This window comes from Rhizobium sp. 18055 (genome assembly GCF_902706285.1).
GTDB lineage: Bacteria > Pseudomonadota > Alphaproteobacteria > Rhizobiales > Rhizobiaceae > Rhizobium.
Genome location: NZ_CACSKD010000002.1, coordinates 42,834 through 66,004 on the forward strand (window position 1 = coordinate 42,834; position 23,171 = coordinate 66,004).

Sequence of the window (23,171 nt, forward strand, 5' to 3'; positions counted from 1 at the left end):
GACAGCGGCCGGTTGTGTTGTTGGGGATTGACGATGCGACCAGACCAATCTGGCTTTCTGACGAGAGCCGGTGCCTTTTCGGTCAGCGAACGCGAAGCCGTTTACCGAGCCATCGAAACCCGGCGCGACGTGCGCTCGGAATTTCTCTCCGATCCCGTGCCCGACGATGTCGTCGGCCGGTTGCTGGAGGCCGCGCATCACGCGCCGTCCGTCGGCTTCATGCAGCCGTGGAATTTCATCGTGGTGCGAGATGCTGCTGTGCGGTCGCAGGTATGGGAGGCGTTCAGCCGTGCCAATGCCGAGGCAACGGAGATGTTTTCCGGCGACCAGCAACAAACCTATCGATCGCTGAAGCTCGAGGGCATCCGCACCGCACCTGTCGGCATCTGCGTCACCTGCGATCCGGATCGCTGCGGCGATGTGGTTCTGGGGCGAACGCACAATCCGCGGATGGATTCCTACTCGACCGTCTGCGCGGTGCAGAACCTGTGGCTGGCAGCCCGGGCCGAGGGCATCGGCGTCGGCTGGGTCAGCATCTTCCACGAGGCAGACCTGAAGCGGGTGCTTGGCGTACCCGAGCGGATCGAGATCGTTGCGTGGTTGTGCATCGGCTATGTCGACCAGCTTTACGATCAGCCTGAACTCGCCGTCAAAGGCTGGCGGCAACGGTTGCCGCTGGAGGAACTGGTGTTTGCCGATCGCTGGGGCAATGGCGAATAGCGCGGAAAACTACTGCTTTTGCGGCTGCTGCGGCTGGGCGCCCTGCGTGGCGGGGTTCTTCAGGTCGATGGCGCCCTGCTCGCCGGCGAGGAATTGCGGCCCGACCTGGCGCACCTTGCCGGCCGCTGGGTCATAGGGGCGATCGGGGACCTGCGCCTGTGGCGCCGGTTCGGGTGTCGCGACCGGTGTGTCGGGCTTGCTGGTTTCGATCGTGGTGATCGACCCCTGTGGCGGCGGCGCGCTTGCCGACTGGTTCCTGCGCATCTGTTCGTAATAGGCGGGCAGGTTGCAGCTGCAGGAGGTCTTTTCTCCGGGCTTGCGGTTCTTGTAGGCAAAGGCGTTCGGCATGGCGCTGTAGGGCGCACCGGTCGATGCCGAAGTCATGCTCTCCGTCTCGCCGCTGGAGACGTCGTGATAGAACAGCTCGGTCTCGATCCCAGGGCACATCTGCTGGCAGGTGCTGGCGTCGCGGGCGAAGTCGAACGAGGTGGCATTCGAGCGGATCGGAAAGAAGCCGCCGTCGCAGGTGCGCACGCAGACGGTATTGAGGTGCGACAGGGTCTGGCCGCCCGGCGCTGCGTAACCGGGTGCTGCATAATAGGAGCGGCGACCCTCGCCGCCGTCGAGCGGAATGAAGGTGTCGTCGCGCATCGCCTGGTCGTTGATGCTGGGTGGCTCGGCATATTGCGGGTCGTCATACTGGACCGGTGCGTTGCAGTTGTTCTCGTCGAGGGCTGCGAGCAGCTGGTTGCGCACCCTTGCATCGGCGCTGTCGGAGCGCATCTGGTCGCGGCGCATCTGCAGATCGGTGATGTTGTCGAGCATCCGCGATTCGGCCTGCTCCAGTTCGCCGCAGTAGCCCGCATTGTCGCCGCCGATCACCACCATGCTGCCGCTGGTGCAGCCGTTGCGGCGCATGTCGCTGCGGAGCTTGCGAAGCTCGAGGTTCTGTTCGGTGATGGCGCCGGCGAATTTGCGGACTTCGGGGGTGCTGCCGATTGTTTCCGGCATCGTCGCCAACCGGGCGCGCAGGTCGCCGCAGATCGGCGCGACCTGCGCATAGGCAGGGGCCGATAGGGCAATCAGGAGTGCTGCGGCCAAATTCCGGCGTTTCAAGGCATCGTCCCGCGGATGAGCAAATACCAATGGATCAGGGCGGACCGTGGCCCGCCCCTTGATATAACCTGCTTGTCTTAACAAGCTGCCGCTGAAAGCCTAACGCATTCTCAGCGTTTCTGGCAAATCACGCCGGCTGTGATGCCTCGACCACCGCCAGCGCTGCCATGTTGACGACGCCGCGCGACGTGACCGACGGGGCCAGGATATGGGCCGGCATCGCTGCACCCAGCAGGATCGGGCCGACATGCAGGCCATCGGTCATCGACTTGACGACGCCGAGCGTGATGTTCGCCGCATCGAGGTTCGGGAACACCAGCAGGTTGGCTTCGTCGTGCAGCGTGGTGTTCGGCATGACGCGCTTGCGCAGGGCGTCGGAGATGGCGCTTTCACCGTGCATTTCGCCATCGACCTCCAGATCGGGCGCCGCGTCGCGAACCAGCTGCAGGGCGTTGCGCATCTTGGTGGCGCTTTCCGATTCGCGCGAACCGAAATTCGAATGCGAGACGAGGGCGGCGCGCGGCGTGATGCCGAAGCGCTTGATTTCTTCCGCCGCCAGAACAGCGGACTCCGCCACTTCCTCCGCGGTCGGGTTGAAGGTGACATAGGTATCGGTGAAGAAGGTCGCGCCGCGCTGCGAGATCAGCAGGCTGAGAGCCGAGAAATCGCGGACGTCCTTGCGCTTGCCGATGATCTGTCGAACGTCGCGCAGGTGCTTTTCATAACGGCCTTCGAGACCGCAGATCAGCGCATCGGCTTCGCCGCGCTTCAGCGCCAGCGCGCCGATGACGGTGGCATTGGTGCGGACGATGGTGCGGGCCGCTTCCGGGATGACGCCGCGGCGACCGACCAGCGACAGATAGAGATCGACATATTCGCGGAAGCGCGGATCGTCTTCCGGGTTGATCACGTCGAAATCGGCGAGCGGCCGGATGCGCAGACCGTAGCGCTTCAGGCGGGTCTCGATGACCTGCGGGCGGCCGATCAGGATCGGCTTGGCGATGCCTTCTTCGAGCAGCACCTGGGCGGCGCGCAGCACGCGCTCGTCTTCGCCTTCGGAGAAGACCACGCGCTTGTTCTCGGCATTCTTGGCTGCCGCAAAGATCGGCTTCATGACGAAGCCTGAGCGGAAGACGAAGCGGTTCAACTCATCGAGATAAGCGTCGAAATCGGCGATCGGGCGAAGCGCGACGCCGCTCTCTGCAGCGGCCTTGGCAACAGCCGGGGCGATCCGCAGGATCAGGCGCGGATCGAACGGCGAGGGGATCAGGTAGTTGGGTCCGAAGATCGGCGTCTCGCCGGAATAGGCGCGGGCGGCAACGTCCGATGGTTCCTCGCGGGCGAGCGATGCGATGGCGCGCACGGCCGCCATCTTCATTTCCTCGTTGATCGTCACGGCTCCGCAATCGAGCGCGCCGCGGAAGATGAACGGGAAGCAGAGGACGTTGTTGACCTGGTTCGGGAAGTCCGAGCGGCCGGTGCAGATCATCGCGTCCGGGCGGGCGGCGCGGGCGAGATCCGGCATGATTTCTGGGTTCGGATTGGCGAGCGCCATGATCAGCGGCTTTTCGGCCATCTGCGCCAGAAGTTCCGGCTTCAGGACGCCGGCGGCAGACAGGCCGAGGAAGACGTCGGCACCGCCGATATTGTCGGCCAGCGCGCGGTTGTCGCTCTTCTGGGCGTAGACGCTCTTCCACTCGTCCATCAGCTCGACGCGGCCTTCATAGACCAGGCCTTCGAGGTCGTGGACCCAGATGTTCTTGCGCTGGGCGCCCAGCGTGACGAGGAGGTTGAGGCAGGCGAGTGCCGCGGCGCCAGCGCCAGAGGCAACGATCTTGACGTCTTCGATCTTCTTGCCGGCCAGTTCGAGGCCGTTCAGGATCGCGGCGGCGACGATGATCGCGGTGCCGTGCTGGTCGTCGTGGAAGACCGGGATCTTCATCTTCTCGCGCAGCTGGCGCTCGATCTCGAAACATTCCGGCGCCTTGATATCCTCAAGGTTGATGCCGCCGAAGGTGGGTTCCAGCGAGGCGACGGTGGACACCATCTGCTCGACCGTCGATGCATCCACTTCGATGTCGAAGACGTCGATGTTGGCGAATTTCTTGAAGAGGACCGCCTTGCCTTCCATGACAGGCTTGGAGGCCAGCGGGCCGATATTCCCGAGGCCGAGAACGGCCGTGCCGTTGGAAATCACGGCCACCAGATTGGCGCGCGACGTGTAGTCGGCTGCCGTTTCCGGGTTGTCGCGGATGGCGAGACAGGGGGCGGCGACGCCGGGCGAATAGGCCAGTGCCAGATCGCGCTGGTTGCCGAGCGGCTTGGTTGCCTGGATCTCGATCTTGCCGGGACGGGGATAGCGGTGGAAGAACAGCGCCTGCTCATCGAGGCTTCCGCCTGCCGCGTTGTTGTCCGTCTTCGGTTTGTCGCTGTGATCCATCATAAGCCTCCGGGCTGCCGCACATGCTGTCTTCGGAGCGCTTTCAATACATCAATCGAAAGGCGGTAACAGTGAGAATTTCGGTTACATTTGCAAAATCAGTGCGAATGTGACGCGACTGCTGCCGGGGAGCGGCGCGCGCCCGGCATTTGTGACAGAATCTCCGGTGATCACGGCCATGTCATCTTCCTGAAACACGAGTCTGGTTTTCAGGGGCATAGATGAAGCATGGGGCACGGGCGAAATGCCTGTGAAGGATAATATGGATACCCGCCACTTCCGGACGCTCTTCATTTCCGACGTGCATCTCGGCTCCAAAGCCGCGAAGGCCGATTTCCTGCTCGACTTCCTGAAGTATCATGAGGCCGACACGATGTTTCTGGTCGGGGATATCGTCGATGGCTGGCGCCTGAAGCGCAGCTGGTACTGGCCACAGGACTGCAACGACGTGATCCAGAAGCTGCTGCGCAAGGCGCGCAAGGGAACGCGGATCGTCTATATCCCCGGCAATCACGACGAATTCCTGCGCGACTTTCCCGGCATGCATTTCGGCGGCATCGAAGTGGCCGAGCGGATGATGCACGAAGCCGCCGACGGCAAGAAATACCTGGTGCTGCATGGCGACGAATTCGACGTCGTGGTGCGCAATGCCCGGCTGCTCGCCTATCTCGGCGACTGGGCCTACGACATGGCGATCGTGATCAATATCGGCCTGGCAGCGGTCCGCCGCAAGCTCGGCATGCCGTACTGGTCGTTCTCCGCCTGGGCCAAGCTGCAGGTCAAGCATGCCGTCAACTTCATCGGCGAGTTCCAGAAGATCGTTGCCGAAGAAGCCCGCAAGCACGGCGCCGACGGCGTCATCTGCGGCCATATCCACCATGCCGTCATGGAGGACATGGAAGGCATCCGCTACATCAATACCGGCGACTGGGTCGAAAGCTGCACGGCGATTGCCGAGCATGAGGACGGCACCTTCGAACTGATCGAATGGCGCACCATCGGCGGTGTGGTCGAACAGCAGGCGCCTCTGGCCCTCGAGCATCATCCGAAGCGGGAGCTTGCACAGCAGGCCGCCTGATCGATCTCGCGGGTGCGAGATCGATGTTGCGCCTGCTGTCGTTGCCCTAGCGCGACAGTTTTCGTTTATTTTTGAAATCGGTTTGGAAGGCTATATCTCGCCATAGTCGGCCTTCGGGCGACATGTTAGGCAACACGCAAGTTTCCTTCAGGTCACACCGATGATTCCCGCCCAGAATGCCTCCTTTTCCGAGGCCGCGCCCGCGCATTTCAGGCTGCTCAGTGCGCTCTCCTATTGTGCGCCGCTGCTGGTCAACGGCGTTGTGCTGCCGTTCTTCCCGGTCTGGCTGGCGATGCACAGGTTCAACGACCACGAGATCGGCATCCTCCTTGCTGTGCCGATGGTGGTGCGGGTGCTGGTGGCGCCTATCGTTGCCATGTATGCCGACCGGATGAAGGAGCGGGCGGATGTGCTTGTGTTCTCCGGTGGTCTGTCGCTGCTGACCGCCATTGCGCTCTACTGGACCCACACGTTCTGGCCGGTGCTGATCGTCTACACCATCCAGGGCGCCACTTTTTCTCCCTATATTCCGGTGGTCGAATCGATCGTCATTTCAGGTGTTCGGCGCTGGGGCCTCGATTACGGATCGATGCGCGTCTGGGGCTCCGTCGCCTTCATCGCCTCGACGCTCGTTGGCGGACAGCTGATCGGCCGCTGGGGCGGGCAGATGGTGCTGCCGGTGATGATCTTCGGCTTCGTCATGACCATGGTGATGGCGATCTACTGTCCGCGCATCGGCCCGACGCGGCGGCGCGGCACGCCTGTAGATCTGCAGCAGGCAACCGGGAGTTCGCTCCGGCAGCCGCATCTGTTGGTGCTCCTGATCGGTGTCGCCATCCAGCAATCGAGCCATGGCCTGCTCTATGCCTTCGCGTCGATCTACTGGCACGAGCTCGGCTTCTCGGGGACGCAGATTGCGGTGCTGTGGAGTGCGGGCGTTGCGGCCGAGGTGACGGTGTTCTTCCTGTCGAAACGGATCAGCCGGCACTTCGATGCGTGGACGCTGATCCGCTTCGGCGCCGGTGTCTGCGTCTGCCGCTGGCTGTTGTTTCCGATGCATTGGGGCTTTGCCGGCTTCTTCCTGCTGCAATGTCTGCATGCCTTCAGCTTCGCCTTCGTGCACACCGGCGTGCAGCGCCGGATCATTGCCTCGGTGCAGGCGACACAGGAATCGTCGGCGCAGGGGGCCTATTTCTTCTACAACGGCATGTTCATGGGCCTGATGACCATTGCATCGGGCTATCTCTATGCCTTCCTCGGCATGGCGAGCTATTACGTCATGGCGCTGGCTGCCGTGGTCGGCCTGGGGCTGATCATCGTCGCCTACTATCTTCAGCCCCAGAGCGTCGCTTCCGGCGGCCAGACGAGCGAGCCGGCATAGCGCAGGCCGGGCTGGCGATCACGCGCCAGCAGCAACGGGCCATCGAGATCGACGAATTCCACATCCTGGGCCAGGAGAACCGCCGGCGCCATGGCGAGCGAGGTGCCGACCATGCAGCCGAGCATGATCTGGAAGCCGAGCCGCTGCGCTTCCAGCTTCATCGCCAGCGCTTCGGTCAAGCCGCCCGTCTTGTCGAGCTTGATGTTGATGGCGTCGTAGCGATCACGCAGACTGGCGAGATCGCCGGTGTGGTGGACGCTTTCGTCGGCGCAGACCAGGATCGGGCGTTCGATCTCGGCGAGCATCTCGTCCTTGCCTGCCGGGAGCGGCTGTTCCACCAGGGCAATGCCGGCGTCGGCCGCAACGCGCAGGTGATGCGCCAGCGTTTCCTCGGGCCAGCCTTCGTTGGCGTCGAGTATGATCGATGTGTCGGGGGCGGCGGCGCGCACGGCGCGGATCCGGCTCTCGTCGTCGCCGGTACCGACCTTCACCTTGAGCAGCGCGCGGCCGGCATTGGCACGGGCCTGTTCGGCCATCACCGCGGGTTCGCCCAGCGAAATCGTGAAGGCGGTGGTCAGCGCATGCAGCGTGTCGAGACCGAGCAGGGCGGCGACCGAGGTGCCGGCGCGCTTGGCTTCGAGATCCCACAATGCACAATCGACGGCATTGCGGGCGGCGCCCGGTGGCATGGCGTGCAGGAGATCGAGCCGGGAGAGCCCGGCTTCGATCAGCGGACGGGCAGCCTCGATCTGGGCGCCGACGCTTTCCATGGTTTCGCCGTAGCGACGATAGGGCACGCATTCGCCGCGGCCGGTGAAACCAGCCTCGTGGATGACGCAGACGATCACCTCGGCGCTGGTCTTGGTGCCGCGCGAAATCGTGAATGTGCCTGCAATCGGAAATGAGTCCGTCTGAATTTCGAGCGACCGTGGCATAATTGCAATCCTCCACGCATGGAAATCTGGCGCGGTATCGTTATATTGGTTGCGAGCGGCGAACCTTGGTTCGCGAGTCGGCAATGTCGCCGTAAGCCTTGAGAGACACAAGCATTTTGAAGTCCGAAAACCGTAACGCCGCCTCACTGCATGTGGACGACCAGGCAAATGGCTCGGATACGCGCGTGCATCTCGAGGGAAACTGGCGAAGCGCCAACATCCATCTCGTCCTCAAGGATTTCGACAAGCTTTCCGCGCACAGCGGCAGCGACCTGACGCTCGATCTCTCCAGCATCACGGATATCGACACCGCTGGCGTCTGGCTGCTGTGCCGGCTGAAGAAGCAGGTCGAGGATGCCGGCGGCGCGGTGAAGATCGAGGGCAGCAATCCGCATATCGACGAGCTGATCGAAACGTTTTCCGAAGAGCCTGCCAAGCCGGAGGTCGAGCCGGCGCGGGCGCGCTCGTTGCAGGAAAGGCTGTTCGCGCCGATCGGCAAGCTGATCTACGACCTCTGGGACAACATCTCGGCGGCGATGTATATTCTCGGCTCTGCCGTGCGCGGCGCGCAGATGAAATTCGGTCGGGGCAGCGGCGTGTCGCCGGCCTCGATCATCAACCAGATCGACCATATGGGCGTTCGCGCCGTGCCGATCATTCTGCTGATGTCGTTCCTGATCGGCGCGATCATCGCGCAGCAGGGGGCGTTCCAGCTGCGCTACTTCGGCGCCGAAGTGTTTGTCGTCGATCTGGTCGGCATCCTGCAATTGCGCGAAATCGGCGTGCTCCTGACCGCCATCATGATCGCCGGCCGCTCCGGCAGCGCCATCACCGCCGAAATCGGCTCGATGAAGATGCGCGAAGAGGTCGATGCGCTGAAGGTGATGGGTCTGAACCCGATCGGCGTGCTGATCTTCCCGCGCCTGGTGGCGCTGACCGTGGCCCTGCCGCTGCTGACGGTGCTGGCGAACTTCGCCTCGCTGTTTGGCGCAGCCGTCGTCGCCTGGGGCTATTCGGGCATCACCTTCGCCAACTTCATCGCCCGCCTGCATGAAGCCATCACGCTGTCGACGGTACTCTCCGGGATGATCAAGGCGCCGTTCATGGCGCTGGTTATCGGTATCGTCGCGGCCGTCGAAGGCTTAAAGGTAGGTGGCAGCGCCGAATCGCTGGGACAGCATGTGACGTCGGCGGTGGTGAAGGCGATCTTCGTCGTCATTCTCATGGACGGGCTCTTCGCCATGTTCTATGCCGCTATTAATTTTTAGGGATTTTGCGTGGACGAACAGCAGACAACGACCAGGGATGAGGCAGGGCGAGACATCGTGCTTTCGGCGCGCGACGTCACCGTTGGCTTTGGGTCGAAGATCGTTCTCGATAATCTCAACCTCGATATCTACAAGGGCGAGATCCTCGGCTTCGTCGGCGCATCGGGCACCGGCAAGTCGGTGCTGATGCGCACCGTGCTGCGCCTGCTGCCGCGCCGCTCCGGCCAGATCAAGATCCTCGGCCAGGATTTCGACGAACTCGACGAGCCGCAGCGCAACGCGCTGGATATGCGGCTCGGGGTTCTGTTCCAGCAGGGCGCGCTGTTTTCGTCGCTGACCGTCAAGGAAAACATCCAGGTTCCGATGCGCGAGTATCTCGATCTGCCGACGTCGCTGATGGACGAACTGGCGCATCTGAAGATCCGGCTGGTGGGACTGGCAGCGGATGCTGCCGACAAGTATCCTTCGGAGCTCTCGGGCGGCATGATCAAGCGCGCGGCACTGGCCCGCGCCCTGGCGCTCGATCCGGAACTGGTGTTCCTCGACGAGCCGACATCGGGCCTCGACCCGATCGGCGCCGCCGAATTCGACGACCTGATCGCCAAGCTCCGCGATACGCTGGGATTGACGGTCTACATGGTGACACACGACCTCGACAGCCTGTTTTCCGTCTGCGACCGCATTGCGGTGCTGGGCAAGAAGAAGGTGATGGTCGAGGGGACGATCGAAGACATGCTGGCCTATGACGACCCTTGGGTTCAGGCTTATTTCAAGGGCAAGCGGGCACGTTCGATCGTGCCGCAGCATAGCCACGCCACAGCCGACTACAGGCTGGCGCAAGATAGCCGCGGGAAGTGAGCGGATAAGATGGAAACCAAAGCGAACTACACAATCGTCGGCTTCTTCACGGTCCTGGTCATCGCGGCTGCATTCGGCTTCGTTTACTGGATGGCCGAGTATGGTCGTGGCGGCCCGATGGCCGAGCTGATCGTCCGCATTCCGGGCTCGGCTAACGGCCTCAGCGTCGGCTCGCCGGTGCGCTTCAACGGCATTCAGGTCGGCGCGGTGCAATCGCTATCGATCGACGCCGACGATCCGCAATTCTCGCTGGCCTTTACCGAGGTGCGGGTGGATTCGCCGATCTATCCGACCACCAAAGCCATCCTCGAGATCCAGGGCCTGACGGGCGCTGCCTATATCGAACTGTCGGGTGGCCGTGTGGGCGAGAAGAATATCCTGCAGGAGGCGATGGACTCAGGCAAACGGGCGGTGATCGTCGCCGACCAGTCGAGCGTCACCAACCTGCTGGCGACCGCCGACAAGATCCTCGACCGCGCCAATGATGCGGTCGGCCAGGTGCAGGGCTTCGTCAAGGACGCCCGCGGGCCGCTGACCAAGACATTGCAGAATGCCGAGACCTTCTCGGACGCGCTGGCGAAGAATTCCGGCAATATCGATGCGTTCCTGCAGAGCGTCGGGCAACTGTCCGAGACCGTTCGCAACGTGTCCGGTCGGGTCAACTCGACGCTTGAGGCGGTCGAGGCGCTGGTCAAGGCGGTGGATGCCAAGAAGGTCGACACGATCCTGACCAATGCCGAGACGGTGAGCAAGAATGTTGCCGATGCCTCCGGTGGCCTGAAGAGCGCCATCCAGAAATTCGAGGAAACCGCGGCCACCTACAACGACTTCGGCAAGAAGGCGCAGGCGACGCTCGACAAGGTCGATACGCTGGTGGCGCAGATCGATCCGGCCAAGGTCAAGGGTTCTGTCGAGGACATCTCGCAGGCGACCAAGGATGCCCGTACGGCCGTGGCCTCCATCAAGGACGTGGCCAACACGGTGAATGCGCATCAGAAGGACATCGATTCGACGATCCAGAACGTGACGCAGATGGCCAACAAGCTGAATGCCGCCTCGACCCGCGTCGATGGCATCCTCGCCAAGCTCGACACGCTGCTCGGCGACGACAGCACGCAATCGATGTTCAGCCAGGCGCGCGATACGCTCGATTCCTTCAAGAAGGTCGCCGACAATCTGAACGCCCGCATCGGGCCGATTGCCGACAATCTGCAGAAGTTCTCCAGCGGTGGCCTGCAGAACGTGCAGGCGCTGATCAACGATGCGCGCACGACCGTGCAGAACCTCAACGATGCGATCAGCAATTTCGACAAGGACCCGCAGCGATTGATCTTCGGCGGGGACACAGTGAAACAATATGACGGCCGGACCAGGCGTTAACGGGAGAAGTCAGCATATGGCTGTGTCGGATTTGTTGGTGCGTCGTTCGTGGCTGCTGAAGACCATGATTGCCATGCCCTTGCTTGCGGTGGCGCTTTCCGGCTGCGGAACGGCAGCCAAGAACGATACGTTTGATCTTTCCGCGCCGGTCAGCGGCAGCGGACCACAGATGAAGGGTCGGCAGATCCTGGTGCAGCAGCCGACCGCCCTGCAGGCGCTGAGCAGCGACCAGATCGTCATCAAGGTCTCTTCGTCGGAGATCCAGTATCTGGCCAAGGCGCAGTGGAGCGACAAGCTTCCGCGCATGGTTCAGGCAAAGCTGGTCGAAGCCTTCGAGAACTCCGGCAAGCTCGGCGGCGTCGGCATTCCGGGGCAGGGGCTGGCAATCGACTATCAGGTCGTCACCGATATCAGGGCCTTCGAAATCCGCGCCGGTGGCGGCAGCCAGGCGGTGGTCGAGATTTCAGCCAAGATCCTCAACGATCGCAACGGCTCGGTGCGGGCGCAAAAGGTGTTTTCGCAGACGGTTCCTACCGGTGGCGGCTCCAACGAAGCCTTCGTAAAGGCGCTCGACCGCGCTTTTGCCGGCGTGACCGGCGAGATCGTCGACTGGACGCTGAAGTCGATCTGATCGCCTTCGTCGCCTGAGATAACAAATATCGGCAGCGTGGAGGTGCGATGATCCGGTTGCTTGGCACAGACGATGTGGATGTGTTCCGGCAGATCCGTATGGAGGCCCTGAGCGCCGAGCCCGCCGCATTTGCCAGCAGTACATCCGACTGGCAGCAGATGTCCGAAGACGCCTGGCGGCAGCGACTGCTCGATGATCCGGTGTTCGTATCGTTCGATGGCGGCGAGCCGGTGGCGATCATGGGGTTGCTGAGGCAGCGTGCCAGCAAGATGGTGCACCGCGCGACGATCATCATGGTCTATGTCCGCAAAGAGATGCGTGGCACCGGCGTTGCAGGCAGCCTGCTGGATTTTGTTGTCGATTATGCGCGGGAAAATGGCATCAGGCAGCTTGAGCTGACCGCCAGTGTTGAAAACACCAGGGCGATCCAATTCTATCGCAATGCCGGATTTGCGGACGTCGGGCTGATCCCGGCGGGCGTCATTGACGGAGGTCGGGAGATCGATGATCTGATCATGGTCAGACGAATTGCCTGATGGCCTTTATCCCATGAAAAAAGCCGGACGATGCGAGACCTCCGGCTTTCTTCTTCCAGTGCGATTTCCAGCAGTGTAACTGGCGGAGCTGATTGGCCCTGATCAAAAGACGCTATGCTTTCCCTGCAATCTCTTATCTTCTTCGTTCTCGCGCCGCAGAGCGGTCACGGTTGACGCCACAGATACGATAAACATGATGCTGATAAGGGCGGTAAGCACAGTCAAGATCGTGAACATAAGCAATCCTCCAGGATTTTGCTTTCACGTCCCTCAGTATTGGCTCATAACAGCCGCGCGGGCCGACGCATAAGGGCCATATACTTTGGACGCATCAACTTTCTGGTCGTAAAGCGCGATAGTTGCTGCAAGCATACCCGTCATCATTACCATCCATACTGCATTAATCATGGTAATCTTGTTTGGCATATCATCTTCCTTGTAGCGCCTATTTGCGCAACGCTTCGATTGAAAGAACGCGTCCGGTTGGAAATGGTTCCGCAGGACATTGACTACTCGTTTACCAACGCCGATCTGAAGCCTGTTTGAATGCCTCGTTCATCTGGCGTTCATTTATCTAAATCGGTTTATGCGTCGTCTCTAATCGGTTTAAACGACACACGACCCATAACGCGGACGATCTCATGATGCTCCTTCACGTCGGACCGTACCCATGTGCCGTCGCGAAGTTCGGCGATGTAGGCGTAGAGAAACTCGCCAGCGAGCGAGACAGCGACGGCAGTGATGACGAGAAGGATCAGCATCGAGGTTTCCAGGGGTGAACCGATACCGGGATGGCATCGGCGGCGTTGATGCATCCTGATATAAGCATGGCGGCTGAAGCGGCCTTGAATGGGCCGTTCATCCGGCATTCAGTCGCCACAATCCGATCGGGGGCAAATGACTTGCGGCAAGGCTTTATCCATGACAAAAGGCGTCGAAACAAACGGCCGGACCGATGACGACAGCTTTTTATCCGGGGTCCTTCGACCCGATCACGAACGGACATGTGGACGTGCTCGTCCAGGCGCTGAACGTCGCTTCCAAGGTGATTGTCGCGATCGGCATCCACCCGGGAAAGACGCCGCTTTTCTCGTTCGAGGAGAAGGCCGATCTGATCCTGACGTCGCTGGCCGAAGTGCTGCCCGAAAGCGGCGGCAATATTTCCGTCGTGTCGTTCGACAATCTGGTGGTCGATGCAGCGCGGAGCCATGGAGCGTCGCTGCTGATCCGCGGTCTGCGCGATGGGACCGATCTCGACTATGAAATGCAGATGGCCGGGATGAACAGGCAGATGGCGCCTGACATACAGACCGTGTTTTTGCCTGCCGGTACGGCCTCGCGGCCCATAACTGCCACATTGGTCCGTCAAATCGCCGGCATGGGAGGCGATGTCAGTGCATTCGTGCCTGCAGCCGTCTTGAAAGCCCTTCAATCCAAGCGCAAGTCGTAGCCAAGCGCACATCCCAGGCGAATTCGCCGCAACGGAGCTCACATGAAACTGTTTTATCTCGCATTTGCCGGCGTGCTCTATCTCGCTTCGTTTGCCGGGGACGCCTTTGCGGCCGACACGATGACGATCCAGCTGAAGACCGGCCCTGTGGTGATCGAGCTGGCATCCGACGTTGCGCCGAAGCACGTCGCCCAGATCGAAGCGCTCGCCAAGAAGGGCGCCTACGACAACGTTGCCTTCCACCGCGTCATCGACGGCTTCATGGCCCAGACCGGCGACGTCAAGTTCGGCAACATGGAAAAGGGCTTCGACAAGGCGCAGGTCGGCACCGGTGGGTCCGATATGCCTGATATCCAGGCCGAGTTTTCCAAGACGCCTTTCGTGCGCGGCACGGTCGGCATGGCCCGCTCGCAGGACCCGAACTCAGCCAACTCGCAGTTCTTCATCATGTTCGCTGACGGCTCGTTCCTGAACAACCAGTACACGGTTGTCGGCAAGGTCATCTCGGGCATGGAGAACGTCGACAAGATCAAGAAGGGTGAAGGCCAGAACGGCGAAGTCACCGATCCAGACCGGATGGTCAAAGTCACCATCGGCAAGAAGTAAGTTTCAAGACAAGTAGGAGAAGAAGAATGGCCGAGATCAAGGATCCCGAAAACACCATCATCCTGGAAACCACCAAGGGCAAGGTTGTCATCCAGCTGCTGCCGGAAGTGGCACCGGAACACGTTGCCCGCATCAAGGAACTCGCCCGCGAGAAGGCCTATGACGGCGTCGTCTTCCACCGCGTCATCAACGATTTCATGGCGCAGACCGGCGACGTGAAGTTCGGCAAGAAGGGCGGCGAAAGCTTCAACCCTGGCCGCGCCGGCATGGGCGGTTCCGAAAAGCCTGATCTGAAGGCTGAATTCTCGGCCATCAGCCACATCCGCGGCACCTGCTCGATGGCGCGTTCGCAGAGCCCGAACTCCGCCAACTCGCAGTTCTTCATCTGCTTCACGGATTCTCCGTGGCTGAACAAGCAGTACTCGGTCTGGGGTCAGGTCATCGAAGGCATGGACAACATCGACAAGATCAAGAAGGGCGAACCAGTGGTCGACCCGGATTCGATCGTCTCGATGCGGGTTGCCGCTGACGTCTGATTGTGATTTCTGCAGAAACCCGCCCTTGCGCGAAAGCGCGGGGCGGGTTTCGCTTTGCCTGGACCTGCCTTCCCGGAACTGCCCTTATGCGCGTAGACCTTTTCGATTTCGACCTGCCTGAAGAACGCATCGCGCTCCGCCCTGCCGAGCCGCGCGACAGCGCACGGCTGCTCGTCGTCGATCCCCATGGTGAAACTGTGCTTTCCGACCACCATGTCGGCGATCTGCCATCATTCCTGCGGGCAGGGGACGCGCTTGTCTTCAACGATACCAAGGTCATCCCGGCGCAACTCGAAGGCATCCGCCACCGCGACGGTGCCGGCGGCCAGCAGGTGTCCGCGACGCTGCACATGCGGGTCGGCGCCAACCGCTGGAAGGCGTTTGCCAAGCCCGGCAAGCGCATCAAGATCGGCGACCGGATCTCCTTTGGCCATGACGGCGAGAGCTGCCTTCTCGGCACGCTCGACTGCACCGTCGAGGACAAGGGCGATGGCGGCGAAGTGACGCTCTGCTTCGACCTCTCCGGCCCGGCGCTCGATGAAGTCATCCATTCCGTCGGCCATATCCCGCTGCCGCCCTATATCGCCGCCAAACGCGCCGAAGATGCGCGCGACCGTGCCGACTACCAGACAATCTATGCCCGCGAGGAGGGCGCCGTTGCCGCGCCCACGGCCGGGCTGCATTTCACGCCGGAGCTGTTTGCAGCGCTCGACAAGGCCGGCATCGAGCGGCATTTCGTGACGCTGCATGTCGGCGCCGGCACCTTCCTGCCGATGAAGGTCGATGATACCGACGATCACAAGATGCATCTCGAAAGCGGCTATGTCAGCTCGGAGATCGCCGCCAAGCTCAATGCCGTCAGGGCACGCGGCGGGCGGATCGTCTGCGTCGGCACCACCTCGCTGCGGCTGATCGAGAGTGCCGCCCAGGACAGCGGTGAAATCCGCGGCTGGGCCGGCGCCACCGGTATCTTCATCACGCCGGGCTACCGCTTCAAGGCGGTCGATGTGCTGATGACCAATTTCCACCTGCCGCGCTCGACGCTGTTCATGCTGGTTTCGGCCTTTGCCGGCTTCGAGACCATGCATGCCGCCTACAGCCACGCCATTGCCACAGGCTATCGCTTCTATTCCTACGGCGATTCCAGCCTTCTTTTCCGGAAAGACTAGATGACCGAGAATTTCCAGTTCACCCTGAAGAAGACCGATGCCGGCGCCCGTCTTGGCGAAGTCTCCATGCCGCGCGGCACGATCCGCACACCGGCTTTCATGCCGGTCGGCACCGTCGGCACCGTCAAGGCGATGTATCTCGACCAGGTGCGCGACGGCGGCGCCGATATCATTCTCGGCAACACCTACCACCTGATGCTGCGGCCGACAGCCGAGCGCGTCGCGCGTCTTGGCGGCCTGCACAAGCTGATTGGCTGGAAGGGTCCGATCCTGACGGATTCGGGTGGTTTCCAGGTGATGTCGCTTTCCGGCCTGCGCAAGCTTGACGAGCAGGGCGTCACCTTCAAGTCGCATATCGACGGCAGCCTGCACCACATGTCGCCGGAGCGCTCGATCGAGATCCAGGGGCTGCTCGGCAGCGATATCCAGATGCAGCTCGACGAATGCGTGGCGCTTCCGAACGAAGCCCGCGAGATCGAGCGCGCCATGGAAATGTCGCTGCGCTGGGCCGAGCGCTGCAGGGTCGCCTTCGGCACCCAGCCGGGCAAGGCGATGTTCGGCATCGTTCAGGGCGGCGACATTCCAGCACTGCGGGTGCGCTCCGCCGCAGCCTTGGCCGAACTCGACCTCAAGGGCTACGCAGTCGGCGGGCTTGCCGTCGGCGAGCCGCAGGCCGTGATGCTGAAGATGCTGGAAGAGACACTGCCGGTGCTGCCGACCGAAAAGCCGCGCTATTTGATGGGCGTCGGCACGCCCGAAGATATCCTGCGCTCGGTGGCGCGCGGCATCGACATGTTCGACTGCGTGATGCCGACCCGCTCCGGCCGTCATGGCCTGGCCTTCACCCGCCGTGGCAAGGTCAATGTTCGCAACGCCCGCCACGCCGAGGACATGCGCCCGCTCGACGACCAGTCCAACTGCGTGGCATCGCGCGACTATTCGCGGGCCTATCTGCACCATCTGGTGCGCTCCAACGAGGCGCTCGGCGGCATGCTGCTCTCCTGGAACAATCTCTCCTATTATCAGGAGCTGATGCAGGGCATCCGCAAGGCGATCGAGGAAGGTCGGTTTGCCGACTTCATGGCGGAGACGCAGGAAGAATGGGCACGCGGCGATATCGATCCCGTCTGATTGGCATCAGACGGCCGCTGCCTGATCACAGGCATACCGCAGGTCGATGAAACGGATCAGCAAACGATCCGCCCCAGCCTGCCATACACAAATGCCTCGCCGGTTCTCCGACGACTTCACCCCTGACGGCGCCAAGCTCCGTCAGCGTCTTGGCGCGTCGTGTCGTCCCTTATCGTCAGTCTCGGTATCGCCCTTTTCATTTCACGTAAGTATGATATTAATAAAATATGAAATGTGGAAGATGCCAATGACTGATTTCATGCAGGAGATGAAGGGCAAGGCGGATGGGGCAGCCGAGTTCCTGAGTGGACTTGCGAGCCCGCACCGCCTGCTGGTCCTCTGTCTGCTCGCCAGCGGGGAGAAGAGCGTCGGCGCTCTGGTCGAGGAAACAGGTATCGGCCAGACATCGATGTCCCAGCACCTCGCCAAACTGAAGAAGGAAGGCCTGGTCGATTTCCGGCGGGACCATCGCACCCTCTATTATGCCATCAGCGATCCGGCGGCGCTGGAGATCATGGAAATTCTCTATAACCGCTTCTGCAGGAAAGATTGACATGACCACGAACACCATCACCGCCCGGCAGGCCAGCGACTGGATCGCGTCCGGCGAGGCTGTACTGATCGACGTGCGCGAACCGGACGAGTTTCGCGGCGAGCATATCGCTGCTGCTCTGTCGCTGCCGCTGGCTGAGGTCGGCAACATGGCGAAGGTAATGTCTGTTCCGGAGGGTAAAAAATTGTCTCCCAGTGCCTGAAGGGCGGCCGCGGGCAGCAGGCCTGCGAGCGTCTTGGTGCGGCGCAGAGGAGCGGCCACGAGGTGTTCAACCTGGAAGGCGGCATCACCGCATGGAAGGCCTAGGGGCTGCCCGTCGTCGCAAGCGCTTCGCCTGGCATGTCGATCTTCCGCCAGGTTCAGATCGTTGTCGGCACGCTTGTGCTGCTCTCGGTTCTCGGCGGATTTCTGCTCAACCCTGCCGGCTTCGTCATCGCCGGATTGTTCGGCGCGGCACTGGCCCTTGCCGGCATGTCAGGATGGTGCGGTATGGCGATCCTGCTCGGCCGCATGCCATGGAACAAGGCGGCCTGAGCCGCTACCTCAGATGCCCTTGCTCTCGGTATCCGGCAGGATCTGCACACCACCGATCTTGTAGCTGCTGTCGGGCTGGCGGATGACCTGATAGATCGCCGTCCAGTCCTTGCCGTCGCGGCCGGAAATCAGAACCTCGTGGTAGATCAGTGCGCCGTTGTCGATCGAGCGGCTGCGCCCGAAGGCGTAGTTGCCGGGATGGAAGACCGGCTCGTAACTTTTCTTGACCATGGCGAAGAAGAGGTTCTTGTCGGGGTAGGCGGCCTTGATGCCGGGAGCCGCGTAAGAATAGGCGGCCTCAGGATCGTCGTGGAGAAAGGCGTTGATCTGGCCCTCGATCATTGACCGCGTCGTATCGACCGGATCTTCGGCACGTGCCGGCGACAGCGACCAGAGAGAGGCGACACAGAGGACGAGGACTGCGAAGAAGGCGCGCATGGGCAAATCTCCAACTCTCCCGAGGGATTGTTCTCCCCCGGAATTGTAGGGCTTTCTACGCGCAAGGAAAGGCGCTGGATCAGAGCCGGCCGCGGGCAAATATGCGCGACAGCAGCAGCCCGGCTACCAGCACGCCCGCGGCGACGAAGATGGTGTCGATCGGCGTGCCGATATAAAGCGGGCCGATATTGGCAAACAGCAGAAATGCGACGACGAAATTCGCCCAGCCCCAGACGACATTGAGCTCCGCAGAGCTCTCCGCGCCACCCGAGGTTCTCGAGAACGGCGTGCGAAACGGCCGGCCGCAGACGCCGTTGACGAAATGCGGAATGCCGTTGGTCATGATGGCGGCGGCGAAGAAGTGAATGATAAAGGCAATCCAGGGCATTGGTATCTCCAGAGCGAAATTCTGGCGGCGCAACCGGCTGTTACGCAACGTGATGACCCAGAACCCCGCGTTAAAACGCGCGGGCTAAGTTATTGTTCCGCAATGCACCACGGGCTCTAGATCCGGTGATAGCGCCGGTCGAAATAGATCAGCGCCTGGCCACCCTCGTTCTCCCTGATGGCGACGACCTCGCAGATCAGGATGTCGTGGGTGCCGCCGTCGGAGATGGTCTTCACCCTGCAGTCGAGCGAAATCAGCGCGTCGTCCAGCGCTGGTGCTCCCGTTTCCAGAACCGACCAGCTGGCACCTTCGAAGCGCTCCTTGACCGGGGTCTTGCCGCCGAACAGGCGGCTCAGATCCTCGTGGCTGTGCGACAGCGTGTTGACGCAGAGCACCTGGTTAGCGCTGACGGCGGGGTAGGCGGAGGAGCCGCGGTTGAGGCAGACGAGCAGCGTCGGCGGATCGTCGGTAACGCTGCAGACGGCGGTGGCGGCAAAGCCTGCCAGGCCGCCCGGACCGTCGGACGTGACGATATTGACGGCCGCTCCCAGCCGCGCCATGGCGTTGCGGTATTCCAGTTTACGGTCGTCTTTTGATGCAACCGGCGGCGCGGCGGCGGTTGCCTTTGATGAGGCTTGCATGTCTGCTCCTTACCGGATTTCAGGTCTCGAATCACGCAGGAAGCGCAGCATCGTGGTGTTGAAGTCGTCCGCCTCGACAATGTTGACCGCATGGCCACCGAAATCGGTCAGGACCAGCTCGGCATTCGGCAGACCGTCTGCCAGGCGAACCGAGCGTGTGTAGGGGACGAGAAGATCGTCGCGGGTGCCGACCACCAGTGTCGGCGCGGCGATTTCGGACAGGCGATCGTCGAGATCGAATGCGCGCAGGGCGGCAATGCGGCGGAGCACATTGGTCTTGCCCTGGAAATGGGCGACGCCGTGGCGCTCGTCGGCTGCCATGCGCTCGGCATTCTCGGACATCCACACGGCAGGATAGAGAAACAGCGGCTGCGCCTTGACGAACATTTCGACACCGGAGCGCTCCAGCAGCTCGATGCGGACATCGAAGCAGCGGCCGGAATGCGGATCGGCCGTGCTCCAGGCATTGACGAGGATCAGCTGGCCGATCAGATCAGGACGGCGCAGCGCGATGTCGAGGCCGACAAGGCCGCCGAGCGCGTGGCCCATGAAATCGAAGCGTTCGAGCCCGAGTTCAAGCGCGATCTCCAGCACGTCGTCGGCCATGGCGGCGATGCCGCCGGTCTCCGCCGCTTCGCCACCGGTGCGGCCGGTGCCGCGGTGGTCATAGGTGACAATGCGGAAATCCCTGGAGAGCGCCTCGATCTGAGGCGCCCAATAGCTGCCGGAGCCACCGAGGCCTGATGACAGGATGATGGTCCTGGAGTCGGCACTGTCGAGCCCGTGAATGTCGAAGTGCATGCTGATTACTTCCTGCCGATGTGGGCAACGGTTGCGATTTCCACCAGTGCGTCCGGTTTCACCAATCCGCACAGAACGCAATAGCGGGCCGGCTTATCGCCAGGGAAATATTCCGCATAGACGGTGTTGACGGCCTGATAGTTGGCCCAGTCGGTGACGAAGATATGGTTCATCGTCACGTCTTCCATGGTGCCGCCGGCGGTTTCGATCACCGACTTGATGGTTTCGAGCACATGGCGGGTCTGGGCGCCGGCGTCGCCGACATGGACGACATCGTTGTTCTTGTCGAAGGGCAGGGTGCCGGAAACATAGACGATGCCGTCGGCATAGGTGCCCGGCGAATAGGGGGCCAGCGGCTTCTGTGTTCCGACGGGCACGACGATAGATTTGGGCATGGGATATCCTCTGATGTCTGGATCAGGCTTCGGTGGGGGCGGCTTGGCTGATGACACCGCAGAAATCATTGACGGTGGCGACCCAGCCGAAGAATTTCTCGACGTTATAGACCGTCGCCTGCTGGATGAAGTCGGGTCCGAGATGATGGGTGGCGTCCTCGAGCATGACGCCGAAATATTCGAGGTGGAAGGCATCGCGCAGCGAGCTTTCGACGCAGACATTGGTGGCGATGCCGACGAACACCAGATTGCGGATGCCGCGGGCGCGTAGCACGCTGTCCATATTGGTGTTGAAGAAGCCGCTGTAGCGGGTCTTCGGCACCAGGATATCGCCCGGCTGCGGCTGCAGCTCGTCGACGATGGCGTAGTCCCAGGTGCCCTTGGCAAGCAGCTGGCCCTGCAGCTTGGGATTGGCGCGCATATGCTTCAAGGCATTGGATTTATGCCAGTTCGGCGATCCCGGACCGCCTGCCTCGACATAATCCTTGTCCCAGCCGTTCTGGAAGTAGATCACCTGGACGCCGGCCGCACGCGCCGCATCCAGCGTCTTCTTGATGTTCGAGATCGTGCCCTTGGCGCCTTCGATATCGAAGCCGGCGAGATCGACGTAACCGCCTTCGGTCGAATAGGCGTTCTGCATGTCAACGACGACAACAGCCGTTTCGCTGGGCTTCAGGGTGATCGGTTCGGGACGGGCGGGGAGGGTGACGCTCTGGCTGCGTTCCTTCGGTGCGACGTATCCGGCTGATGCAACGGCGCTCATTCGGCGGCCTCCAGCATCTCGGTCACGTGTCGGCGGGACTTCATCAGCGGTTGAACATACTTGCCGAACTTTTCGACACCCGCGACGAAATCGTCGAAGGTCAGCATGACGCCGCCGGTGCCCGGCACCGCCGCCATCTCGTCCAGCATCGCGGCAACCTCCGCGTAGGAGCCGATCAGCGTGCCCATGTTGATATTGACCGCGGAGACCGGGTTTGCCATGTGGCGGACGTTGGTGTCGGAGCCCGATTTGGTGTCGGCAGCGCCCTGGACGCCGAGCCATTTGATCGCCTCATGGTCGGCGCCCGCCTTATAGTGCTCCCATTTCGCCCAGGCATCGCTCGAGTCCTCCTCGGCAAGGATCATCATCAGCACGAAGGAGCGCACGTCGCGCCCGGATTTTTCCGTCGCGGCCAGCAGGCGCTCGTTGGTCGAGGCAAAGGCCGTCGGCGTGTTGACACCGACACCGAAGCAGAAGCTGTAGTCTGCGAACTTGGCGGAGAAGGCGAGCCCCTTGTCCGACGAGCCGGCGCAGACAAGTTTCACGTCGCCTTCCGGAACCGGCTTCATCCGGCAGTCGTCCATCTGGAAGAACTTGCCCTTGAGATCGGACTGGCCTGATGTCAGCAGATCCTTGAGGACGGTGGTGTACTCGGAAAGATACTCGTATCGGTCGCCGAAATAATCATCGCCGGGCCAGAGGCCCATCTGGCTGTATTCCGGACGCTGCCAGCCGGTGACGAGGTTGATGCCGAAGCGACCGCCGGAGATGGAATCGATCGTGGTCGCCATGCGCGCGACGACGGCCGGCGGCATGACGAGCGTGGCTGTGGTGCCGAACAGCTTGATCTTCGAGGTCACGGCGGCAAGGCCAGCCATCAGGGTGAAGGATTCGAGATTGTAATCCCAGAACTCCGTCTTGCCGCCAAAGCCGCGCAGCTTGATCATCGACAGCGCAAAGTCGAAGCCGTATTTCTCGGCCTTCAGGGTGATGTCCTTGTTGAGCTCAAAGCTCGGCTTGTACTGCGGCGCGTTTTCAGACAGCAGCCAACCGTTGTTTCCGATCGGAATAAAAACACCGACTTCCATATTTGCTCTCCTGTTGAGGCAGCGTGGCCAAGGGCCTGGTTCGGCATTTTGAATGCAGGTTGCGTGCCAAGTTGACAAAAGCCAATAAAATCAATGGGGAAGATATACCGGTGGCGACATTTATTTATCGTTTGGTCAAAAATTTATCGAACGGTAAATTTCATGCCGAAAAACCGGACAGCGCTGCCCAATTTTTTGCCAGCAGGCAACACTGCCCGATACGGCGCCAAAGACATTCGCCGCTCGGCATTTCGTGCCGATCCGATCCTGCTGGCGTTTGCTGACGCGAAAGTAACTTGACTTTTTGATGCCGGATTTGGATATCGGGTTCAGAT

General features: G+C 61.6%; 30 protein-coding genes. 18 read left to right on the forward strand and 12 right to left on the reverse strand.

Features of this window, described 5'->3' with window-relative positions:
- Nucleotides 1-33: 33 nt before the first annotated feature.
- Nucleotides 34-720 carry a 5,6-dimethylbenzimidazole synthase gene (bluB, locus tag GVL52_RS03650; RefSeq protein WP_160004042.1) on the forward strand — a complete coding sequence of 229 codons (687 nt, stop codon included), beginning with the start codon at nt 34-36 and terminating at the stop codon, nt 718-720.
- Between the two features lie 9 nt (nt 721-729).
- On the opposite strand, the gene GVL52_RS03655 is transcribed toward bluB, so the two are convergent.
- Nucleotides 730-1,836, reverse strand: coding sequence for a DUF2865 domain-containing protein (locus tag GVL52_RS03655; protein WP_160004043.1), 1,107 nt, complete (start codon nt 1,834-1,836; stop codon nt 730-732).
- A gap of 127 nt (nt 1,837-1,963) precedes the next feature.
- Nucleotides 1,964-4,276, reverse strand: coding sequence for an NADP-dependent malic enzyme (locus GVL52_RS03660; RefSeq protein ID WP_160004044.1), 2,313 nt, complete (start codon nt 4,274-4,276; stop codon nt 1,964-1,966).
- Nucleotides 4,277-4,538: 262 nt separating this feature from the next.
- Here GVL52_RS03660 and GVL52_RS03665 point away from each other — a divergent pair, with 262 nt between their 5' ends.
- Together GVL52_RS03665 and GVL52_RS03670 are read left to right on the forward strand one after the other, a co-directional pair.
- Entirely contained in the window at nt 4,539-5,354 is an 816-nt protein-coding gene (locus GVL52_RS03665; protein WP_160004045.1) for a UDP-2,3-diacylglucosamine diphosphatase, read from the forward strand.
- A 160-nt stretch (nt 5,355-5,514) separates the two neighbouring features.
- Nucleotides 5,515-6,735, forward strand: coding sequence for an MFS transporter (locus tag GVL52_RS03670; RefSeq protein WP_160004046.1), 1,221 nt, complete (start codon nt 5,515-5,517; stop codon nt 6,733-6,735).
- On the opposite strand, the gene dgcA is transcribed toward GVL52_RS03670, so the two are convergent.
- Complete coding sequence (gene dgcA, locus GVL52_RS03675; protein ID WP_160004047.1) at nt 6,687-7,670, reverse strand: N-acetyl-D-Glu racemase DgcA; 984 nt, start codon at nt 7,668-7,670, stop codon at nt 6,687-6,689. The genes GVL52_RS03670 and dgcA overlap by 49 nt on opposite strands.
- A 98-nt stretch (nt 7,671-7,768) precedes the next feature.
- Here dgcA and GVL52_RS03680 point away from each other — a divergent pair, with 98 nt between their 5' ends.
- Genes GVL52_RS03680 through GVL52_RS03700 form a run of 5 tightly spaced genes read left to right on the forward strand, consistent with a single transcriptional unit; the run spans nt 7,769 to nt 12,343 of the window.
- Entirely contained in the window at nt 7,769-8,938 is a 1,170-nt protein-coding gene (locus GVL52_RS03680) for an MlaE family lipid ABC transporter permease subunit (protein ID WP_200847762.1), read from the forward strand.
- Nucleotides 8,939-8,947: 9 nt separating this feature from the next.
- Nucleotides 8,948-9,796, forward strand: coding sequence for an ABC transporter ATP-binding protein (locus GVL52_RS03685; RefSeq protein ID WP_160004049.1), 849 nt, complete (start codon nt 8,948-8,950; stop codon nt 9,794-9,796).
- 9 nt (nt 9,797-9,805) lie between these two features.
- Entirely contained in the window at nt 9,806-11,176 is a 1,371-nt protein-coding gene (locus GVL52_RS03690) for an MlaD family protein (RefSeq protein WP_160004050.1), read from the forward strand.
- 16 nt (nt 11,177-11,192) lie between these two features.
- A complete protein-coding gene (locus tag GVL52_RS03695; RefSeq protein ID WP_160004051.1) occupies nt 11,193-11,807 on the forward strand; it encodes an ABC-type transport auxiliary lipoprotein family protein in 615 nt (204 codons plus the stop codon).
- 47 nt (nt 11,808-11,854) lie between these two features.
- The gene (locus tag GVL52_RS03700; protein ID WP_160004052.1) at nt 11,855-12,343 is read left to right on the forward strand and encodes a GNAT family N-acetyltransferase; all 489 of its coding nucleotides are present in this window, start codon (nt 11,855-11,857) and stop codon (nt 12,341-12,343) included.
- 270 nt (nt 12,344-12,613) lie between these two features.
- Here GVL52_RS03700 and GVL52_RS30315 read toward each other — a convergent pair whose 3' ends face one another.
- Together GVL52_RS30315 and GVL52_RS30320 are read right to left on the reverse strand one after the other, a co-directional pair.
- Nucleotides 12,614-12,769 carry a hypothetical protein gene (locus tag GVL52_RS30315; protein WP_200847763.1) on the reverse strand — a complete coding sequence of 52 codons (156 nt, stop codon included), beginning with the start codon at nt 12,767-12,769 and terminating at the stop codon, nt 12,614-12,616.
- A 158-nt stretch (nt 12,770-12,927) separates the two neighbouring features.
- Complete coding sequence (locus GVL52_RS30320) at nt 12,928-13,104, reverse strand: hypothetical protein (RefSeq protein ID WP_200847764.1); 177 nt, start codon at nt 13,102-13,104, stop codon at nt 12,928-12,930.
- 194 nt (nt 13,105-13,298) lie between these two features.
- On the opposite strand from GVL52_RS30320, the gene coaD reads away from it, so the two are divergent.
- The 9 genes from coaD (at nt 13,299) to GVL52_RS30780 (ending at nt 18,322) form a co-directional block, all read left to right on the forward strand.
- The gene (gene coaD, locus GVL52_RS03705; RefSeq protein WP_160004053.1) at nt 13,299-13,793 is read left to right on the forward strand and encodes a pantetheine-phosphate adenylyltransferase; all 495 of its coding nucleotides are present in this window, start codon (nt 13,299-13,301) and stop codon (nt 13,791-13,793) included.
- Nucleotides 13,794-13,835: 42 nt separating this feature from the next.
- On the forward strand, nt 13,836-14,399 hold the full coding sequence (locus tag GVL52_RS03710) for a peptidylprolyl isomerase (protein ID WP_160004054.1): 564 nt from the start codon (nt 13,836-13,838) through the stop codon (nt 14,397-14,399).
- A gap of 26 nt (nt 14,400-14,425) precedes the next feature.
- Nucleotides 14,426-14,935, forward strand: a complete 510-nt coding sequence (locus GVL52_RS03715) for a peptidylprolyl isomerase (protein WP_160004055.1) — start codon at nt 14,426-14,428, stop codon at nt 14,933-14,935.
- 86 nt (nt 14,936-15,021) lie between these two features.
- Nucleotides 15,022-16,104, forward strand: a complete 1,083-nt coding sequence (gene queA / locus GVL52_RS03720) for a tRNA preQ1(34) S-adenosylmethionine ribosyltransferase-isomerase QueA (RefSeq protein WP_160004056.1) — start codon at nt 15,022-15,024, stop codon at nt 16,102-16,104.
- On the forward strand, nt 16,105-17,235 hold the full coding sequence (gene tgt, locus GVL52_RS03725) for a tRNA guanosine(34) transglycosylase Tgt (RefSeq protein WP_160004057.1): 1,131 nt from the start codon (nt 16,105-16,107) through the stop codon (nt 17,233-17,235). It begins immediately after the preceding gene.
- A 247-nt stretch (nt 17,236-17,482) separates the two neighbouring features.
- Nucleotides 17,483-17,788, forward strand: coding sequence for a helix-turn-helix transcriptional regulator (locus GVL52_RS03730; RefSeq protein WP_160004058.1), 306 nt, complete (start codon nt 17,483-17,485; stop codon nt 17,786-17,788).
- A gap of 1 nt (nt 17,789) precedes the next feature.
- Nucleotides 17,790-17,990: a rhodanese-like domain-containing protein gene (locus tag GVL52_RS30775; RefSeq protein ID WP_244619091.1), complete on the forward strand. Its 201-nt coding sequence runs from the start codon at nt 17,790-17,792 to the stop codon at nt 17,988-17,990.
- On the forward strand, nt 17,987-18,094 hold the full coding sequence (locus GVL52_RS31310) for a hypothetical protein (RefSeq protein ID WP_368735327.1): 108 nt from the start codon (nt 17,987-17,989) through the stop codon (nt 18,092-18,094). Before GVL52_RS30775 ends, GVL52_RS31310 begins: the two co-directional genes overlap by 4 nt.
- A gap of 33 nt (nt 18,095-18,127) precedes the next feature.
- On the forward strand, nt 18,128-18,322 hold the full coding sequence (locus tag GVL52_RS30780; RefSeq protein ID WP_244619092.1) for a YgaP-like transmembrane domain: 195 nt from the start codon (nt 18,128-18,130) through the stop codon (nt 18,320-18,322).
- Between the two features lie 9 nt (nt 18,323-18,331).
- Here GVL52_RS30780 and GVL52_RS03740 read toward each other — a convergent pair whose 3' ends face one another.
- From GVL52_RS03740 to rutA, 7 genes are all read right to left on the reverse strand, one after another.
- Nucleotides 18,332-18,760, reverse strand: coding sequence for a DUF4864 domain-containing protein (locus GVL52_RS03740; protein WP_160004059.1), 429 nt, complete (start codon nt 18,758-18,760; stop codon nt 18,332-18,334).
- Between the two features lie 79 nt (nt 18,761-18,839).
- On the reverse strand, nt 18,840-19,148 hold the full coding sequence (locus tag GVL52_RS03745) for a hypothetical protein (protein ID WP_160004060.1): 309 nt from the start codon (nt 19,146-19,148) through the stop codon (nt 18,840-18,842).
- A gap of 116 nt (nt 19,149-19,264) precedes the next feature.
- Nucleotides 19,265-19,789, reverse strand: a complete 525-nt coding sequence (locus GVL52_RS03750) for a flavin reductase (RefSeq protein WP_160004061.1) — start codon at nt 19,787-19,789, stop codon at nt 19,265-19,267.
- 9 nt (nt 19,790-19,798) lie between these two features.
- Nucleotides 19,799-20,590 (reverse strand): pyrimidine utilization protein D, encoded by a 792-nt coding sequence (gene rutD / locus GVL52_RS03755; RefSeq protein WP_160004062.1) that lies wholly within the window; start codon nt 20,588-20,590, stop codon nt 19,799-19,801.
- A 5-nt stretch (nt 20,591-20,595) separates the two neighbouring features.
- On the reverse strand, nt 20,596-20,985 hold the full coding sequence (gene rutC / locus GVL52_RS03760) for a pyrimidine utilization protein C (protein WP_160004063.1): 390 nt from the start codon (nt 20,983-20,985) through the stop codon (nt 20,596-20,598).
- A gap of 22 nt (nt 20,986-21,007) precedes the next feature.
- Complete coding sequence (gene rutB, locus GVL52_RS03765) at nt 21,008-21,748, reverse strand: pyrimidine utilization protein B (protein ID WP_160004064.1); 741 nt, start codon at nt 21,746-21,748, stop codon at nt 21,008-21,010.
- Nucleotides 21,745-22,836: a pyrimidine utilization protein A gene (rutA, locus tag GVL52_RS03770; protein ID WP_160004065.1), complete on the reverse strand. Its 1,092-nt coding sequence runs from the start codon at nt 22,834-22,836 to the stop codon at nt 21,745-21,747. The genes rutB and rutA overlap by 4 nt, the downstream gene beginning before the upstream one ends.
- Before the next feature lie 23 nt (nt 22,837-22,859).
- Here rutA and GVL52_RS03775 point away from each other — a divergent pair, with 23 nt between their 5' ends.
- Nucleotides 22,860-23,120, forward strand: coding sequence for a hypothetical protein (locus GVL52_RS03775; protein ID WP_160004066.1), 261 nt, complete (start codon nt 22,860-22,862; stop codon nt 23,118-23,120).
- The last annotated feature ends 51 nt before the right edge of the window (nt 23,121-23,171 follow it).